General features: G+C 63.7%; 16 protein-coding genes. 14 read left to right on the forward strand and 2 right to left on the reverse strand.

Going from position 1 to position 16,578, the window contains the following annotated elements:
- The first annotated feature begins 329 nt into the window (after positions 1 to 329).
- The 4 genes from P0D71_RS22400 to P0D71_RS22415 are packed head-to-tail and all read left to right on the forward strand — an operon-like array spanning position 330 to position 5,050.
- Complete coding sequence (locus P0D71_RS22400; RefSeq protein WP_408482156.1) at positions 330 to 1,508, forward strand: ABC transporter substrate-binding protein; 1,179 nt, start codon at positions 330 to 332, stop codon at positions 1,506 to 1,508.
- 40 nt (positions 1,509 to 1,548) lie between these two features.
- Positions 1,549 to 3,372: an ABC transporter permease gene (locus P0D71_RS22405; protein WP_408184998.1), complete on the forward strand. Its 1,824-nt coding sequence runs from the start codon at positions 1,549 to 1,551 to the stop codon at positions 3,370 to 3,372.
- Between the two features lie 11 nt (positions 3,373 to 3,383).
- Positions 3,384 to 4,253, forward strand: a complete 870-nt coding sequence (locus P0D71_RS22410) for an ABC transporter ATP-binding protein (RefSeq protein ID WP_408482158.1) — start codon at positions 3,384 to 3,386, stop codon at positions 4,251 to 4,253.
- Positions 4,254 to 4,309: 56 nt separating this feature from the next.
- Entirely contained in the window at positions 4,310 to 5,050 is a 741-nt protein-coding gene (locus P0D71_RS22415) for an ABC transporter ATP-binding protein (RefSeq protein WP_408482160.1), read from the forward strand.
- 172 nt (positions 5,051 to 5,222) lie between these two features.
- On the opposite strand, the gene P0D71_RS22420 is transcribed toward P0D71_RS22415, so the two are convergent.
- Positions 5,223 to 6,035, reverse strand: coding sequence for a VOC family protein (locus tag P0D71_RS22420; protein ID WP_408482162.1), 813 nt, complete (start codon positions 6,033 to 6,035; stop codon positions 5,223 to 5,225).
- Between the two features lie 305 nt (positions 6,036 to 6,340).
- On the opposite strand from P0D71_RS22420, the gene P0D71_RS22425 reads away from it, so the two are divergent.
- From P0D71_RS22425 to P0D71_RS22450, 6 genes are all read left to right on the forward strand, one after another.
- Positions 6,341 to 6,589, forward strand: a complete 249-nt coding sequence (locus tag P0D71_RS22425) for a hypothetical protein (RefSeq protein ID WP_408482164.1) — start codon at positions 6,341 to 6,343, stop codon at positions 6,587 to 6,589.
- A 224-nt stretch (positions 6,590 to 6,813) separates the two neighbouring features.
- Entirely contained in the window at positions 6,814 to 7,281 is a 468-nt protein-coding gene (locus P0D71_RS22430; protein WP_408482166.1) for a rhodanese-like domain-containing protein, read from the forward strand.
- 42 nt (positions 7,282 to 7,323) lie between these two features.
- Positions 7,324 to 8,301, forward strand: coding sequence for a serine O-acetyltransferase EpsC (gene epsC / locus P0D71_RS22435; RefSeq protein WP_408482168.1), 978 nt, complete (start codon positions 7,324 to 7,326; stop codon positions 8,299 to 8,301).
- The gene (locus P0D71_RS22440) at positions 8,298 to 8,573 is read left to right on the forward strand and encodes a helix-turn-helix domain-containing protein (protein WP_091801351.1); all 276 of its coding nucleotides are present in this window, start codon (positions 8,298 to 8,300) and stop codon (positions 8,571 to 8,573) included. Before epsC ends, P0D71_RS22440 begins: the two co-directional genes overlap by 4 nt.
- A gap of 107 nt (positions 8,574 to 8,680) precedes the next feature.
- Positions 8,681 to 9,613 carry a family 2A encapsulin nanocompartment shell protein gene (locus P0D71_RS22445; protein ID WP_408185003.1) on the forward strand — a complete coding sequence of 311 codons (933 nt, stop codon included), beginning with the start codon at positions 8,681 to 8,683 and terminating at the stop codon, positions 9,611 to 9,613.
- A complete protein-coding gene (locus P0D71_RS22450; RefSeq protein WP_408482170.1) occupies positions 9,588 to 11,687 on the forward strand; it encodes a family 2A encapsulin nanocompartment cargo protein cysteine desulfurase in 2,100 nt (699 codons plus the stop codon). The genes P0D71_RS22445 and P0D71_RS22450 overlap by 26 nt, the downstream gene beginning before the upstream one ends.
- Before the next feature lie 158 nt (positions 11,688 to 11,845).
- Here the strand turns inward: P0D71_RS22450 and P0D71_RS22455 are convergent, their stop codons facing one another.
- Positions 11,846 to 13,201: an LLM class flavin-dependent oxidoreductase gene (locus tag P0D71_RS22455; protein ID WP_408482172.1), complete on the reverse strand. Its 1,356-nt coding sequence runs from the start codon at positions 13,199 to 13,201 to the stop codon at positions 11,846 to 11,848.
- Positions 13,202 to 13,559: 358 nt separating this feature from the next.
- On the opposite strand from P0D71_RS22455, the gene P0D71_RS22460 reads away from it, so the two are divergent.
- The 4 genes from P0D71_RS22460 (at position 13,560) to P0D71_RS22475 (ending at position 16,465) form a co-directional block, all read left to right on the forward strand.
- Positions 13,560 to 13,871 carry a hypothetical protein gene (locus tag P0D71_RS22460; RefSeq protein ID WP_286162071.1) on the forward strand — a complete coding sequence of 104 codons (312 nt, stop codon included), beginning with the start codon at positions 13,560 to 13,562 and terminating at the stop codon, positions 13,869 to 13,871.
- Between the two features lie 199 nt (positions 13,872 to 14,070).
- Positions 14,071 to 14,889 (forward strand): ABC transporter substrate-binding protein, encoded by an 819-nt coding sequence (locus tag P0D71_RS22465; RefSeq protein ID WP_408482174.1) that lies wholly within the window; start codon positions 14,071 to 14,073, stop codon positions 14,887 to 14,889.
- A gap of 95 nt (positions 14,890 to 14,984) precedes the next feature.
- A complete protein-coding gene (locus tag P0D71_RS22470; protein ID WP_408482175.1) occupies positions 14,985 to 15,725 on the forward strand; it encodes an amino acid ABC transporter permease in 741 nt (246 codons plus the stop codon).
- Positions 15,722 to 16,465 (forward strand): amino acid ABC transporter permease, encoded by a 744-nt coding sequence (locus P0D71_RS22475; protein WP_408185009.1) that lies wholly within the window; start codon positions 15,722 to 15,724, stop codon positions 16,463 to 16,465. Before P0D71_RS22470 ends, P0D71_RS22475 begins: the two co-directional genes overlap by 4 nt.
- Positions 16,466 to 16,578: the final 113 nt, after the last annotated feature.

Here is a 16,578-nt window from a genome sequence, read left to right on the forward strand (position 1 = left end):
CATCCATGTGATGGGTGCATTCTAGAGGCCGTTTCATGCTCGATTCTTATAATAAATTCGGCTATGCAATTGACGAAAGTTGCGGTCCTCCCGCACGCGCGCAACTGACGTGAGCCAATCATCTTTCCGCTTGAAGTGCAAAAAGTGCCGTGAAATAAGGGCTTTTTTGCATTGGCCGCAGCAGCGCACAAGCTCGGCGCACTGCGTAATCGCTCACACTCATAAGCTTGGCGGATTCACGGGAATAAGCTTTGACCGTTATCTTCGTTGGCCGGCTTCCAGGCGACATGGTTACATCGTCTCACTCAATTACATGGCGTGAGAAAAGCATGTCGATTCTGTGGAACAACAAGCGCGGTGCAGCCCGCACGCTGCTTCAACTGGCTGGCGCACTGACTATTGCTTTGGGCGGCGCAATGCCTGCTGCACACGCGGCGGATCCCTACTGGGTCGGTGTGACCGGACCGCTGAGCGGACAGGACGCGCAATACGGCGAGCAGTGGAAGCGCGGCTTCGATCTCGCGCTCGAGCAGATCAACGGCAATGGCGGCATTAATGGTCATCCGCTCAGTTACGACTTCGAGGACAGCCGCAGCGATCCGCGCCAGGCTGTCGCGATCGCGCAGAAATTCGTCGACGACAAACGCATCCTCCTCGAACTGGGTGATCTGTCGAGCGGAGCGTCGATGGCCGCGTCGCCGGTTTACCAGCGCGCGGGCCTCGTGCAGTTCGGCTTCACCAACTCGCACCCGGACTTCACCAAGGGCGGCGACTATATGTGGAGCACGGCGATCAGCCAGGCGGAGGAACAGCCGATGCTTGCACGCTACGTCACCAAAGGGCTCGGCTTCAAAAAGATCGCCGTGCTGTATCTGAACACCGACTGGGGCCGCACCAGCAAGGACATCTTCGCGAAGGCCGTCACGTCGAACGGCGCGGAGGTCGTCGCGGCCGAGGCCTATCAGCCGAACGAGAAAGACTTTCGCGCGACGCTCACGCGCGTGCGCAGCGCGGAGCCGGATTCGATCGTCCTGATTTCGTACTATTCAGACGGTGCGCAGATCGTTCGCCAGGCGCGAGCAGCAGGCGTGCATACACCGATCGCGGCTGTCGGCTCGGTGTATTCGCCCAAATTTCTCGACCTGGGCGGACCCGCGGTGAACGGCGTCTACACCGAATCGAACTTTTTCCCCGGCGACCCGCGCCCGGAAGTGCAGAGCTTCGTACAGCGTTACCGCGCCAGATATAACGCCGAGCCGGACACGTTCGCCGCGCGCGCCTACGACGCGATGATTCTGGCGAGCGAGGTAATCCGCCGCTATGGCGCCGACCGCACGGCCGTGCACGACGGATTCGCGAAGATCAACGACGTGCCGAGCGTGATTTTCGGCAAGTTCAAATTCGATCCGCAAACGCGCCGCGTGGCCGGTGCAAAGAACCTGGATCTGGTCGTCAACGACGGTAAATTCGCGTTGTGGGACGGCGTGAGCGCCGTGCGCGCGCAATGATCGAAAGCACCATCAATGCGGGCTACGGGACTGACACGCTATGACGGCCTGGTTCGACTACACGATCAACGGATTGATCGTCGGCAATATCTATGCGCTGCTGGCGGTCGGCCTCGCGCTGATCTTCGGCGTCTCGCATCTGATCAATTTCGCGCATGGTTCCGTGTACATGGTCGGCGGCTTCATCGGCTGGCTGTGCCTGACGCGGCTCGGCTTGCCGCTGCCGGTCGCGCTCGTCGCGACCATCGCGGGCTGCGCGCTGCTCGGCATCCTTATTGAACGGATCGGCTTGCGGCCGTTGCAGGGCGCCGCGCGTATCGCGCCGCTGCTGGCCACGATCGGCATCAGTTTCGTGCTCGACCAGCTCGCGCAAATCGTCTTCGGCCCGGATCCGCGTCCGGTGCCGAGCCCGTTGCCGGATTGGACGCTCTCGCTCGGCGGGGCGACGCTCGGTTCGCTCGATCTGCTGATCGCGGCGATCGGCATCGGCGCCGCGGCCGTGCTTTACGTGTTCCTGCGCTTTACGCGGCTCGGCTGGGCCGTGCGCGCCACCGCGCAGGATCGCGACGCCGCGCAGCAGATGGGCGTGAACGTGAATGCCGTGAATCAGGCGGTGTTCGCGATTGCCTGCGGGCTCGGCGGCCTGAGCGGCTTATTGGTCGGCATGTACTACAACAGCATCGATCCGGCGATGGGCTTTCAGGCTACGCTGAAAGGCGTCGTCGCACTGCTGATCGGCGGGCTGGGCAACGTGCCGGGCGCAATCGCCGGCAGCCTGCTGCTGGGGCTCGTGGAGAGCTATGGCGTCGCGTTGTTTGGCACGAGCTATCGCGACCTGTTCGCGTTCGTGCTGCTGCTGGCGTTTCTAGTATGGCGGCCCAACGGGCTCTTCAGTTCGAGCCGCCGGCTGCCGCCCGAGCCGCTCACAGGCACGTTCCTGTCGAACCGCAAGGCGGTCAGGATTCCGCGCCGCGTGATCGTCGCGGTGGTGGCGCTCGCCTTCGTGCTGCCGTTCGCGACCCCATCGGCCTATGTGCTTCAGACGCTGACCAACGGCTGGATCTACGGCCTGCTCGCGCTCAGCCTGACACTCGTCGCGGGGACCGTCGGGCAGATTTCGCTCGGCCACGCGGCACTGCTGCTGATCGGCGCTTATGCGTCGGCGCTGCTCTCGGTGAATCTGGGCTGGTCGCCCGCGCTGACGATTCCGCTCGCCGGCCTCATCACCGCGGCTATCGGCACGCTGCTGGTGTATCCGTCGTTCCGGCTGCGCGGACATTACGTGTCGATTGCCACGCTCGGTATCGGCGAGATCATCGGACTGGTGGTGCTGAACTGGGATAGCCTGACGCGCGGGCCGGTCGGCATCACCGGCATTCCGCCGTTGTCGCTGTTCGGCTGGCAGTTGACGGGCGTGCGTGCGGTTTACTGGTTCACGCTTGCGGTACTCGTGTTGCTTGCGCTGCTGCAAGTACGGCTGCTGCGCTCGCATCTGGGCCGCACCTGGCGCGCGATCCGCGAGGACGACGTCGCGGCGCGCGCGTATGGCGTGCGGCCTAACCGCTACAAGGCCATCGCATTCGCGTGCGGTGGACTGGCGGCCGGCATCGGCGGCGGCATTGCGGCGCATCTGTACAGCTACATCAACTATCAGACCTTCGACTCGCAAGTGTCGATCCTTGCGCTCACCATGGTGATCCTCGGCGGCCTGGGCAGCGTGGTTGGCGCGGTGGCGGGGGCGATCGCACTCATCAGCCTGCCCGAACTCTTCCGCTTCGCCGCCGATTACCGGATGCTGATCTACGGCGTGATTCTGCTTCTGCTGGTGCGCTTCAGGCCACAGGGCCTGTTCGGCGCGGTATGACGGGGACGACCATGACAACTTCTTCCAGTGGTGGTGCGGACATTCTGTTCGACGTGCGGCGCGTGACGCGGCGCTTCGGCGGCCTCGTCGCCGTCGACGAGGTCAACCTGTCGGTTGCGCGCGGCGAATGCGTGAGCGTGATCGGACCGAACGGCGCGGGTAAATCCACGCTGTTCAATCTGCTGACCGGAATCGATACGCCCGACTCCGGCTCGGTGCGCTTCGGCAGCGAAGACGTGACCGGCATGGCGCCGGAACAGCTCGCCGCGCGCGGCGTCGCCCGGACGTTCCAGCATGGGCGGGTGTTCGGCAACCTGAGCGTGCTGGACAATGTGCTGATCGGCGCGCACGCGCGTCTTGCGATGACGCGGCGCGGCTGGCCCGTTGTTGGAGCGTTCGCCGAAGTGCTGCGTGCGCTGGTCGGGCCCGCGGCGCTGCGCCGCGAGGAAGCCGAATTGCGCGACGAAGTGAAGGCGCTGCTTGCGCGCTTCGGCACACGCCTCGCGCCTCGCATCGACGAGCCGGCGCACAGCCTGTCCTACGCGAACCGCCGGCGTGTCGAGATTGCGCGCGCGCTGGCGCTGCGTCCGCGCATTCTCTTGCTCGACGAGCCGACTGCCGGCATGAACGAGTCCGAGACCGCGGAAATGCTCGAACTGATTCTCGAACTGAAACGCGACGGACTCACGATCCTGCTGATCGAACACAAGCTCGACCTGGTGATGCGTCTCTCCGACCGCGTGCTCGTACTCGACGACGGCCGCAAGATCGCGTCCGGTCTGCCGGACGAGGTGCGCAACGATCCCGCGGTGATCGAAGCCTACCTTGGGCATTGTCAAGTTGGCGTGCAGGCCGGCCGCAACGAAACGGCCGCCGCATGACGAGCTCCAGCCTGCATCTCGTGTCATCGAATGATTTACCCACAACTGAACAAGCCATGACAGAGCCGTTGCTGACACTCGACCAGATCGACACGTTCTATGGGCAGATTCAGGTGCACTTCGGCCTGAATCTCAGCATTGGGCGCGGCGAGATCGTGAGCCTGCTGGGGGGCAACGCAAGCGGCAAATCGACGGCGATGAAAGTGATCCTCGGCCTGCACAAACCGCGAAACGGTACGATCAACTTCTACGGCAAGCCGTTGAACGGCCTGCCGACCTCGCAGATCGTGCGGCGCGGGATCGCTTCCGTGCCGGAAGCGCGCCGCCTGTTCGGCGACATGACAGTGCGCGAGAACCTGCTGATGGGAGCCTTCACGCGCAACGACCGCGCCGGTATCGCCGCGGACTATGAACGCATGCTCGACCTGTTCCCCCGCGTGAAAGAGCGCCTGACGCAACGCGCCGGCACGCTCTCGGGCGGTGAGCAGCAGATGCTGGCCATGGCGCGCGCGCTGATGAGCCGCCCGGCGCTCGTCTGCATGGACGAGCCGACCATGGGGCTGTCGCCGCTCTATGTCGACAAGGTGCTAGAGCTGATCCAGACCATCAACCGGCAGGGCATTACGTTCTTCATGGTCGAACAGAATGCGAGCCTTGCCTTGCAGATCGCGCATCGCGGCTATGTGTTGCAGACCGGCCGAGTGGTGTTGTCCGGCACCGCAAGCGAACTGCTCGGCGATCAGCGGATTCGCGATGCTTATCTTGGCGGGTCGCTTGCGGCGGAAACGGCATCGTGAGCGGGAGGCTATAGCGTTCGCGGCACGGCGCGGGCCGTTGCCGTAGCGTCCGTTGTCCTTTGCGGCGCGACGGTGGCCGGTGGGCGCGATGAACATAGCGGGCGGCCGGAGCGGAAGGCCGTCGGCGATCAGTCGGCGGTCAGTTGACGGCCGACTCTCCGACATTCGGGGATCAGGAACCCGCCACGAGTTCGAGGGTGGCACCGTGTGTGAGTTCGCGCGCGAATTCACGCGGCGAGCCACCTGCATGCGTTTCCAATGCAACGGCGAAGACGCCTTCGCCGCGTGTGGCCAGATAATCCCGAATGTCGGATGCCAGACCTTCAACGGGTTCGTGACGCGGGCGTGACGGGCTGACGAGCGTCAACGTCGTCGTGCCGAGCGGCAGGATCGCGAACCGGATACCGTACCCTGGCAAAGGCGCGCGCTGCACGCTGAATTCACCGAGCAGCGCACGATACCGCGCGAGGCTTGCATCCAGATCGTGCACGGCAAGCGTGATGTTCGCCACGCCGCGCGCGCCGTTGGCGTGATGGCGCACGTCACCTTCGGCGACGCGTAAGCGGCGCGGTGTCAAATCCCCGCAGAGAAAGGGCAGGTCAGCGCTGCGCGGCTTGCCGATCTGCCATTCGAGCCGCTCGCCGTCAGGGCGCACGCGTCCGCCGGCAATCGGGCCGTCGTAGAGCAGGCCGCGCCCGTGAGCGGCATCGATCGTTGCCGCGACCGACTGCGGCAGGAGCGCGAAATCGACGAAGCCGTCGCCGACCCGATTGCCGGCGTCCCACCAGCGATGTTCCGGTGCGTCCCGCAGAAAGGCGATCAGTTCGAAATAGCTGCCGTCCGCGAAACCGATCAGCGCGTTGTGAGTGGCGCCGTCGGCGTGCGTGCCGCCGCGCTGCACCGTAAAGCCGAGTGCGCTGAAATGAGCGATGGTCTGTTCGAGATCCTGCACGCGGATCACGACGTGGTCGAGTGAAAGGGACATGCCGGCTTGACTCCTCAGGAGGGTGGCCGATGAGTATGCGAAGCCGTTGGCAAAAACACTAGCAACGGATTGTCGATTGCATAGTGCGGTGCGTGGATAGTCGCGCGAGGCATTGCCGAGCCACTTTATCCGCGCGCACCGGGCGACTGAACCGATTTATTCTCGCAACCTTATTCCGTCATCCGCACGCCCGGCGTCATTTGCGTTTGATACGTTCCACGAAAACCAATCCACAAAACCTTGTTTGCGCTTCGTTTTTCTGGCCGTTAGATTTGTTCGTATGGCAACGAATCGACGGAGGCCGTATGGCCACGCTTTCAGCGACATTTTTTCAGGTCGGACTTCGACATCCCATTCGCGCCCTGAAAAAGCAGTTCGCAAGGCGCGCGCCGATTGCGATTGATCAATCGGCCGGCGAAAGGCCTGTTCCCAATGACGGTGCCCAATCGCAGGAGCGGCTCGAACGCATCGCCACCTACGCACGCTCCGGGTACTTCCATATGGAATACACCGCCGGCATGTTCGTCGTGCCGCTGGAAATACCGCCGGATTGAGGGCTCCGCATTCAGCAGACGGGCGCGGGCGTAGCAGGCCGGCGCGGAGCATCGGCAATCCCGAGCGGGAGCGACCAAACCGATGCTTCTTTAGAAATCACAATTAATTGGTTCGGCTTCGGCCTTCGATCTTTCATAGTGTCTCCTGATGGCTATAGACGGTTGCTTTCACCGTTGGCCCTGAACCGGCGCGTAAGGATGCGCGCGATATCGAAGGAGACGTCATGACGCTTGATCTCGTAGAACGACCCACCCACGCGCTGCTCGAAGCCGCTCGATCCCGCGCCGCCGAAGCCGGCCTGTCCTACGCCGGTGGCGTGTCGCCGCAGGATGCATGGGCACTCGTGCAGGCCGGCAACGCTGTCTTGGTGGACGTGCGCACCACCGAAGAACGCAAATTTGTCGGACTCGTGCCCGACAGTTTGCATGTCGCGTGGGCGACCGGTACGAGTCTGACGCGCAATCCGCGTTTTGTGCGTGAGCTGGAAGCGAAGACGGGCAAAGATGCCGTCGTGCTGCTGCTGTGCCGCAGCGGCAACCGTTCCGCGCTGGCCGCGGAAGCCGCCGCGAAGGCCGGCTTCACGCAGGTTTTCAATGTACTGGAAGGTTTTGAGGGAGGGCTGGACGACGCGCAACGGCGCGGCGCCAGCAATGGATGGCGTTTTCACGGGCTGCCGTGGATTCAGGACTGAAAAGCCTGATCGCTCACGCTGCACTTTAGGGGAGTCACCACTGTGGCTGTGTTTGATGTCGATGAGATTGTCGAGGCGCTTCAGACAGTCCGCCAGCAATGGCGCGAAGTGCAGAAACGCTCGCTCGAACCGGGCGGGCGCGAATTGCCGGGGCGCGAAGCGCTCGCGGAGATCATCGATACGCTCAAGGGCGTGCTGTTTCCGATGCGCCTGGGTCCGCTCGATCTGCGTCAGGAAAGCGAAAACTTCTATGTCGGGCACGCGCTCGACGCCGCGCTGCATGCGCTGTTGAGCCAGGCGCGGCTGGAGTTGCATTACCGCAGCCGGCATCATCCGCCGCCTGCCGCGACGATCGAGGCTCAGGCGGGCATTGCGGTGCGCGCGTTTGCCGCGCGCTTGCCGGCGATTCGCAGCCTGCTCGACAGCGACGTGCTGGCGGCGTTTCACGGGGACCCCGCAGCCGGCAGCGTGGATGAAGTGCTGCTGTGTTACCCCGGCGTGCTCGCGATGATCCATCACCGGCTGGCGCACGAGCTATATGGGCTGGGTTTGCCGCTGCTGGCGCGCATTGTCGCCGAACTCGCGCATGCGCAAACCGGCATCGACATCCATCCTGGTGCCAAGATCGGCGCGGGGTTTTTCATCGATCACGGCACGGGCGTGGTGATTGGCGAGACAGCCGTGATCGGCGAGCGCGTGCGGCTCTATCAGGCCGTCACGCTGGGCGCGAAGCGTTTTCCACGCGATGCGCAAGGGCATCTGGAAAAGGGCCATGCGCGCCATCCGATCGTCGAGGACGACGTGGTGATCTACGCGGGCGCGACCATTCTCGGCCGCGTCACACTGGGCCGGGGTTCGGTGATCGGCGGCAATGTCTGGCTCACGCAGGATGTCGCGCCGGGCTCGCACGTGACGCAGGCCGTGTCGCGCAACGAGGGCACCGGCGCCGCCGCGAATGGCGAGCGCACGCCGCGCGGTCATGCAGACGCGCTTCCTGTCGCGGCGGGAGCCGCACGATGAGCGGACTCGTCAGGGAGTTCGGCGCCGCGGTGCGGCGTCTGCGTGAGACACGCGGCTGGTCTCAGGAGCAACTCGCGGAATACGCGGGACTCAACCGCTCGTATGTCGGCGAGGTTGAACGCGGCTCGGCCATCGCGTCGATCGTCACGGTCGACAAGCTTGCCCGCGCATTCCAGGTGCCGATCGAGCACCTGCTCACCCTGTCTTCCGAAGCCTCGGGCATTGCCGTGCTCGCGCGCTCTGCGTTCGTCGATCCGCCGTCCGTGAGGTAGATCAACGTTTGCCGTCTATAGCATGTTGAAGCGCAGGGGTGGCCTCCCGATAATCGCCTTCGCTCATAAGCTTTCCCGTTTTTCTTCTATCAATCCCGGAGCTTCAGATGACAGCAACAGTGGGCGGCCTGACGGCGCTCGGCGATAACGCAGCACGGCAACTAGCCAATGCCACCAAAACCGTTCCGCAACTGGCCACGATCACGCCGCGTTGGCTCACCCATCTGCTGCAATGGCTGCCGGTCGAGGCAGGCATTTATCGCCTGAATCAGGTGAAGAATCCCGAAGCCGTGGTGGCCGCCTGCACCGCGCGTGAAGATGAAAGCATCCTGCCGCGCACCTTCGTGCCCTACGAAGAGCAACCGCGCGAGTACTTCCTGAATGCCGTCAGCACGGTCCTCGACGTGCACACGCGGATCTCGGATCTCTACAGCAGCCCGCACGATCAGATCAAGGAACAACTGCGGCTCACGATCGAGACGATCAAGGAATTGCAGGAAAGCCAGCTGATCAACAATCCGGATTACGGCCTGCTCGCCAACGTGGCGGAAGAGCAGCGCGTGTTTCCGCTGACCGGCGCGCCGACGCCCGACGACCTCGACGAACTGCTGACCAAGGTCTGGAAAGAACCGGCGTTCTTCCTGACGCATCCGTTCGCGATCGCCGCGTTCGGCCGCGAATGCACGCGCCGTGGCGTGCCGCCGCCGACGGTCAGCCTGTTCGGCTCGCAGTTCCTGACATGGCGCGGCATTCCGCTGATTCCGTCGGACAAGGTGCCGGTGGCCGACGGCAAGACCAAGATTCTGCTGCTGCGCGTGGGCGACAAGCGCCAGGGCGTGGTCGGTCTGTTCCAGCCGGGCGTGGCCGGCGAGCAGGGGCCGGGTCTGTCGGTGCGCTTCATGGGCATCAACAATCACGCGATCGCGTCGTATCTGATCTCGCTCTATTGCTCGCTCGCCGTGCATTCGCCGGACGCGCTGGCAGTTCTCGATGACGTGGAGATCGGCAAGTACCATGACTACCCAGACACCTACAAGTAAGCCCATGGATAGCGTCTTGCCGCACGATGTGCCGAGCGGTCCGCCCGGGGGCTTGCCTGCGGGTTTGCCTGACCCTGCCACGTTGGCGTCGCTGGCGAATGCGTTCTTTTCGGCGTTGCCGGGCAACCCGCCGCAGTCAGGCGCGACGCCAGGGCTCGCCGGCACGCTGCCGTTCACGGCGCCGGTGACCAGCGAGATCAGCAATCCTGCGCCGGCGGGTTCGCCGCTCGCCGGTCCCGGCGGCACGGGCACCGGTGTGCCCGGTGCAGCGTTGCCGCAGGGGCATGTGCCCGGCGCCAACCTGTTGCCCTCGTCGCCGACGCATGTGCTGTCGCTGGGTAATCGCGCGCCCGCATTGGCGCCGCATGCGACGGCGCAGAACGGCTTGCCCGACAGCGTGGTGACCATTGCGCCCGCACTCGATCCACGCTTTGGCGGCTCCGCGCTGGGTGTGCCGGAGGGACACGGCGCGCAGCGTCCGTCCGCGGGTGGCGCTTTGCCGGTGACACCCGCGTCGCCGGTTTCGCCGGCGTCCGCCTCGCCGTTTTATTTTCTCGGCGAATCGGGTCAACCTCGCGCCGCGTCAGCTGCGTCGCCGGATATCGTCGTGCCGGTCTGGAACGAGGTGAGTGCGCAATCGTTCGGTCTGCCCGGTGTCGATGAGCCGCTTGCCGAGCAACGTTTCCCGTATGACCGTCCGGCTGCATCGCATGCCGCGCATGCCGCGCCATCGTCCACGCCCGCGGAACACCCGGGCGGCTCGCACTACTTCCTGAATCTGAACGAGCCGTCGCGCGTTCCAGGGCAGGCAGCCGGCGCGTCGCAAGGTGTGCCGCATGCGGGGCCGTCCGCTCATCCGCCGTTCGATGTGAATGCGATTCGCCGCGATTTCCCGATTCTGCAGGAGCGTGTGAACGGCCGTCAGCTGGTGTGGTTCGACAATGCCGCGACCACGCACAAACCGCAGGCGGTGATCGACCGGCTGGCGTATTTTTACGCGCATGAGAACTCGAACATCCATCGGGCGGCTCATGCGTTGGCCGGCCGCGCCACCGACGCATACGAAGCCGCGCGCAGCAAGGTGCAGCGTTTCATCGGTGCGGCGTCGCCGGAGGAAATCATCTTCGTGCGCGGCACTACCGAGGCGATCAACCTGGTCGCGAAGACGTGGGGCGTGAAGCATGTGGGTGAGGGTGACGAGATCATCGTCTCGCACCTCGAGCATCACGCCAATATCGTGCCTTGGCAGCAGCTTGCCGCGCAAACCGGTGCGAAGCTGCGCGTGATTCCGGTCGACGACAGCGGCCAGGTATTGCTCGACGAATACCGGCGGCTGCTCAACGACCGCACGAAAATCGTCTCCGTCACGCAGGTGTCGAATGCGCTCGGGACGGTGGTGCCGGTCAGAGAGATCGTCGAGCTCGCGCATCGGGCCGGCGCGAAGGCGCTGGTCGATGGGGCGCAGTCGGTGTCGCATATGCGGGTGGATGTGCAGGCGATCGACGCGGACTTCTTCGTGTTCTCGGGTCACAAGGTGTTCGGTCCGACCGGCATCGGCGTGGTCTACGGCAAGCGCGCGATTCTGGAGGACATGCCGCCGTGGCAGGGTGGCGGCAACATGATCGCCGACGTCACGTTCGAACGCACGGTGTTCCAGCCGCCGCCGAATCGTTTCGAAGCCGGCACGGGCAATATCGCCGATGCAGTGGGTCTGGGCGCGGCGATCGACTACGTTCAACGCGTCGGCATCGAGAATATCGCGCGCTACGAGCACGATCTGCTCGCGTATGCGACGAGCGTGCTGCAACCGGTGCCCGGTGTGCGTTTGATCGGCACTGCGCGCGACAAGGCCAGTGTGTTGTCCTTCGTGCTGAAAGGCTACGAGACCGAGGAAGTCGGGCAGGCGCTCAACGAAGAGGGCATTGCCGTGCGCTCGGGGCATCACTGTGCGCAGCCGATCTTGCGACGCTTTGGCGTCGAGGCAACCGTGCGGCCATCTCTCGCGTTCTATAACACCTGCGATGAAGTCGATGCGCTGGTGTCTGTAGTGCGACGGTTGTCTTCGCGACGCTGAATACAGGCGGTGGCCGGCTACGGCTGCCGCCTTTTTACCGAATGAAACCTGTCAGTGGGAACGCTTGCGTTTGCCGCTTTCTCAATCTGCCGCGTGAGGTGCCACTGGCACCACTCCCACTTCTGCGCGACACGCCGTATGACGGCTCGGTTGAGCGTTCAAACGGTCGCTGCCGCTTCCCGTGTTTCGAGGTGGCGGCTCACGGGCCGCTGCAAACCGAAGTGCTCACGCAACGTGCGGCCTTCATACTCGCTGCGGAAAATGCCGCGCTGTTGCAATAGCGGCACCACGCCGTCCGCGAAATCCTGCAGGCCGCCCGGCAAAACATCCGGCATCAGGTTGAATCCATCGGCGGCGCCGCCTTTGAACCAGTGTTCGATATCGTCGGCGATCTGTTCCGGTGTGCCGACAATGACACGGTGCCCGCCACCGCCGGCTAGCGCGCGGATCAACTGGCGCGCCGTGTAGCCATTCGAGCGAGCTTGCGCGAGCGTGGCATGGAAGAACGTGTGATTGCCGTTGCCGCCACCGGGCAGTGAAAGATCGTCCGGCAGACGTTCGTCGAGTTTCAACCGCTCGACGCTCACACCCAATATGCCCGCCAGACGCGTGAGGCTGTAAGTCCACGGAATCAGATCCACCAGTTCGTCGCGACGACGCAAGGCTTGCGCCTCGGTTGCGCCGATGATGGTGGTGAGGCCGGGCAGCACGCGGATCGCGTCGTTGCCGCGCCCCAATGCCGCGGCGCGCGACTTGAGCTCGCGAGCATAAGAAGCCGCTTCGTCGAACGACTGTGACGCGGAGAAGACCGCTTCCGCGTGACGGGACGCAAGCTCGCGTCCATCCACCGAGCCGCCGGCCTGGATCAGCACCGGGTGGCCCTGAGCACTGCGCGGCAGATTGAACGGGCCATCCACGCTGAAATATTTGCCGCGATGGTCGATGCGATGCACCTTCGCCGCGTCGACGAAACGGCCATTTATCTTGTCGCCGATAAAGGCGTCGTCTTCCCAGCTATCCCACAGCGCCTTCACGACCTCCGTGAATTCGGCGGCGCGTTCGTAGCGCTCGGCATGATTGGGCACCGCTTCGCGGCCGAAGTTGCGCGCCGAACCGAGATCGGCGGTCGTCACGATGTTCCAGCCCGCGCGCCCCGCGCTGAGATGATCGAGCGTGGCAAAGCGCCGCGCGATGTTATACGGCTCGTTGTAGCTCGTCGACGCCGTGCCGATCACACCGATATGCGTCGTGGCCGCAGCAATGCCGGCGAGCAGCACGGTCGGCTCCAGCGCCGTGATCGGCCTGAAGTCGATCTGATCGGCGACCGATGCATTGTCGGCGAGAAACACGGCGTCGAACTTCGCCGCCTCGGCGATCTGCGCAACGCGAACATAGTGAGCGATATCGATGAACGCGCGAGGGTCCGCGTCTTCGGTACGCCAGGCGGAAGGCACGAAGCCCGAGTGGAGAATGTTGACGTTCAGATGGAGCTGGCGCGGCGGGTCGTTTCTCATGGGTCTGGTCGAATGCGGGAAGGGCCAGCAACGAAGGAGCAAAGGCATCTGGCCGACTCTTCAATTGTCGATTGGCTGTGCATTCGAGACCACTAACGATTTCTGGCATCGATATGTCGGCAACGACTAAGGTTCGCCCGCATGCGAGACCAGCATGATGCCGCGCAGCGTTCGGGCCGCCACCGTGATTTGCGATGTGCCGCTCGCATCATAACCATATCGGAACTCGGCCTTTCCAAATTCGCGCCAACACTGCCATGCTTTGACTCAGGCCGTGCACGGTGTCAGCGCGCGGCGTCCATTTCATAACCGCAGTGACCTACCTTTATCGAGTATGGATCCGTTGATCGAGAGTCTGATGCTGAAAATGAGGCACAGCCGCGTCTATACGGCTGTGACTTTCGCCCGTTTGTTCGGCGTATCGGAGAAAGCGGTCGAAGCCGCGCTCGCCACGCTGATCGCCAGCGGCAAGGTGCGCACGTGCATCAACGCCCGGCGCGATGTCGGCTACTGTTTGTCGGGCGCGACGCCGGTCTGCGCGTCGCCGCTTGAGCCCGATGTAACCACTGTCGCCACGCCGCCTTTGACCCGCCGCGTGGACGGCGCGCTGGCGGGCTACGACAGGCAACTGGATGCGCACCGCTCGCTCGCCATGCTCGTGCGCCGCTGAGTCGTTCAAGTTATCCGTTCACGACACCGGTTCGCGATCTCGGCCATAGACGCCAGGGGTTATCAGCAACGCTGCTTAGCACCTGAAAATTGCTTGGTTTGTGCCGTCCGCGAGCGTTGTTAGAGTCCACGTCTCACGCTAAGGGCACGCGCCGTTCGACCTCGCGCGCGGCCCGTTAAAACAACAGGAAACCACCGTTATGAATCTCAGAGTGCTTGGCGCAGTGATCGCCGGAAGTCTGCTTCTCATGTCCGCTGCCGCGCATGCGGATCGTCTCGACGACATCAAGAAAGCGGGCGTGTTGCGCGTGGCCGCTTTCGATAGCAATCCGCCGTTCGGTTTCGTCGACTCGAAAAGCAACCAGATCGTCGGGCTCGACGTCGACTATGCGCGAGCGCTCGCCACGCGCCTCGGCGTCAAGCTCGAGATCCAGCCGACCAATCCGGCCAATCGCATTGCTTTCCTGAAGTCGGGCAAGGTGGATCTGGTGTTCGCCAACTTTACGATTACCGACGATCGCAAGAAGGAGGTGGATTTCAGCACCCCCTATTTTGCGTCCGGCACGCAATTCATTGCGAAGAAGGGCACGCTTACCTCGCCGCAACAATTGAACGGTTTGCGGATCGGCGCGGACAAAGGCACGACCAATGAGCAGCAGGTGCGTGCGCAATTCCCGAGCGCCACGATCATTGCTTATGACGACACGCCGTTCGCCTTCGCCGCGCTGCGCACGGGCAACGTGCAGGCGATCACGCAAGACGGACCGAAGCTCGTCGCGTTGCTCGCGAAGGTGCCGGACAAGGCGAACTACGAGATCCCGCCGTTCACGATCTCCAACGACTACGAAGGCGTGGGCGTACCGAAGGGCGAGACGCGCCTGCTGAATGTCGTCAACGATACGCTGAAGGATCTCGAAGCCAAGGGCACGGCCGGCACGATCTACGATACCTGGTTCGGCCCGAATAGCGCCGCGCCGTTGCCGCGTCTGTTCAGGATCGGCGATCCGCAGAAGAGCTGACGCGCCTCGCTTCACAGCCGCCTCCACATGGCCCGGTCACCGCCCTAAACGCGTGACCGGGCCTTCTTGCTGATACCGGACCGCGTTTTTTCCGCATGCATCTCTTGAATTTCTGGCTGGACCCGCGCTATCTCGGCTGGCTCGCCCACGGTTTTCTCATCACGCTGATCCTGTCGGCGTGCGTGAGCGTGTGCGCGACGCTGCTCGGATTCGGGCTGGCAATAGCCCATATCGCGCAACATCGCACGGTCGCGGCTGCGGCAAGGGTCTATGTACTCGTGTTTCGCAACTCGCCGCTGCTGGTGCAATTGCTGTTCTGGTACTTCGGCGCGGCGACGCTGCTGCCTCAAGCCTGGATGACGTGGCTCAACACGCCGCATGTCTTGAGCGCCGGGCCCTTTGCCGTGCACTGGCCGAGCTTCGAACTGTTCGCCGGCTGGCTGGGCCTGACCTGCTACAGCACAGCCTTTATCGCGGAGGAGTTTCGCGCCGGCATCCGCGGCGTGGGCATCGCGCAATACCAGGCGGGCGCCGCATTGGGCATGACGCGTTATGCGACCTTGCGGCACGTCGTTCTTCCGCAAGCGGTGCGTATCGCCACGCCGCCGCTCGCGGGGCAATACATGAATGTCGTGAAGAACTCGTCGCTGACCATGGCGATCGGCGTGGCCGAACTGTCTTATATGTCGCGTCAGGTGGACACGGAGAGCTTCCGCACCTTCCAGGCCTTCGGGACTGCAACCGTGCTGTATATCGGCACCATCGCGTTGATCGAAACGGCCTTGGTGATCTGGCAACACACTGGCGCACGTGCGTTGCAGCGAGGGCGGGCATGACGGCGCTCGAGTGGCTGCCGACGCTGCGGTATCTGCTGCTCGGCGCGTTCCCCAATGGGCCACTGGGCGGCGCCGCGCTGACGGTCGTGCTATCCGTGGTGTCGGCGTTGCTGTCCGCGGCGGTGGGGCTGGCGGGCGGCGTGGCGCTCTCGTTGACACGCGGTGGCGTGCATCTGCTGCTAGTCGCAATCGTCGCGTTCTTCAGGGCGATTCCGGTATTGATGCTGATCTTCTGGACTTTCTTCCTGATGCCGATCCTGCTGCATATCGACGTGCCGGGACTGGTCGCGGTGGTGTGCGCGCTGTCGCTGATCGGTGGCGCGTACCTGTCGCACGCCGTGCATGCGGGCATCGTGTCGGTCGGCGCGGGTCAGCAACAGGCGGCGCTGTCGCTCGGGCTCACACGCTGGCAGGCGTTGCGTCACGTGGTGCTGCCACAGGCGGTGCGCATCATGATGCCGTCGTTCGTCAATCAGTGGGTGTCGCTGGTCAAGGACACCTCGCTGGCGTATATCGTCGGCGTGCCGGAATTCACGTTCCTCGCCAATCAGGTCAACAGCCGCCTGATGATTTACCCCGCACAGATTTTCGTGTTCGTCGGCATCGTTTATCTGCTGCTGTGCTCCGCGTTGCAATGGATCGCTCACCGCATCCTGCTGCACACACCGTCCGCTCACGCCACTATGCGATCGAATGAGGAACCTGCTACGCCGTTGCCGCTCGGTGGACTCCGCGAATGAAAAAGCCGCAAGGCAGCCGGGCAGGCCGTCACCGCAAATCGGAACGCGTGATAAGCAATTGCCAATTCGATAGTAGGCGTGACGCGCAGGTACTGGTCCAATAGACGATTAGC

The organism is Paraburkholderia sp. RL17-383-BIF-A (genome assembly GCF_046028015.1).
In the GTDB taxonomy this organism is placed as follows: domain Bacteria; phylum Pseudomonadota; class Gammaproteobacteria; order Burkholderiales; family Burkholderiaceae; genus Paraburkholderia.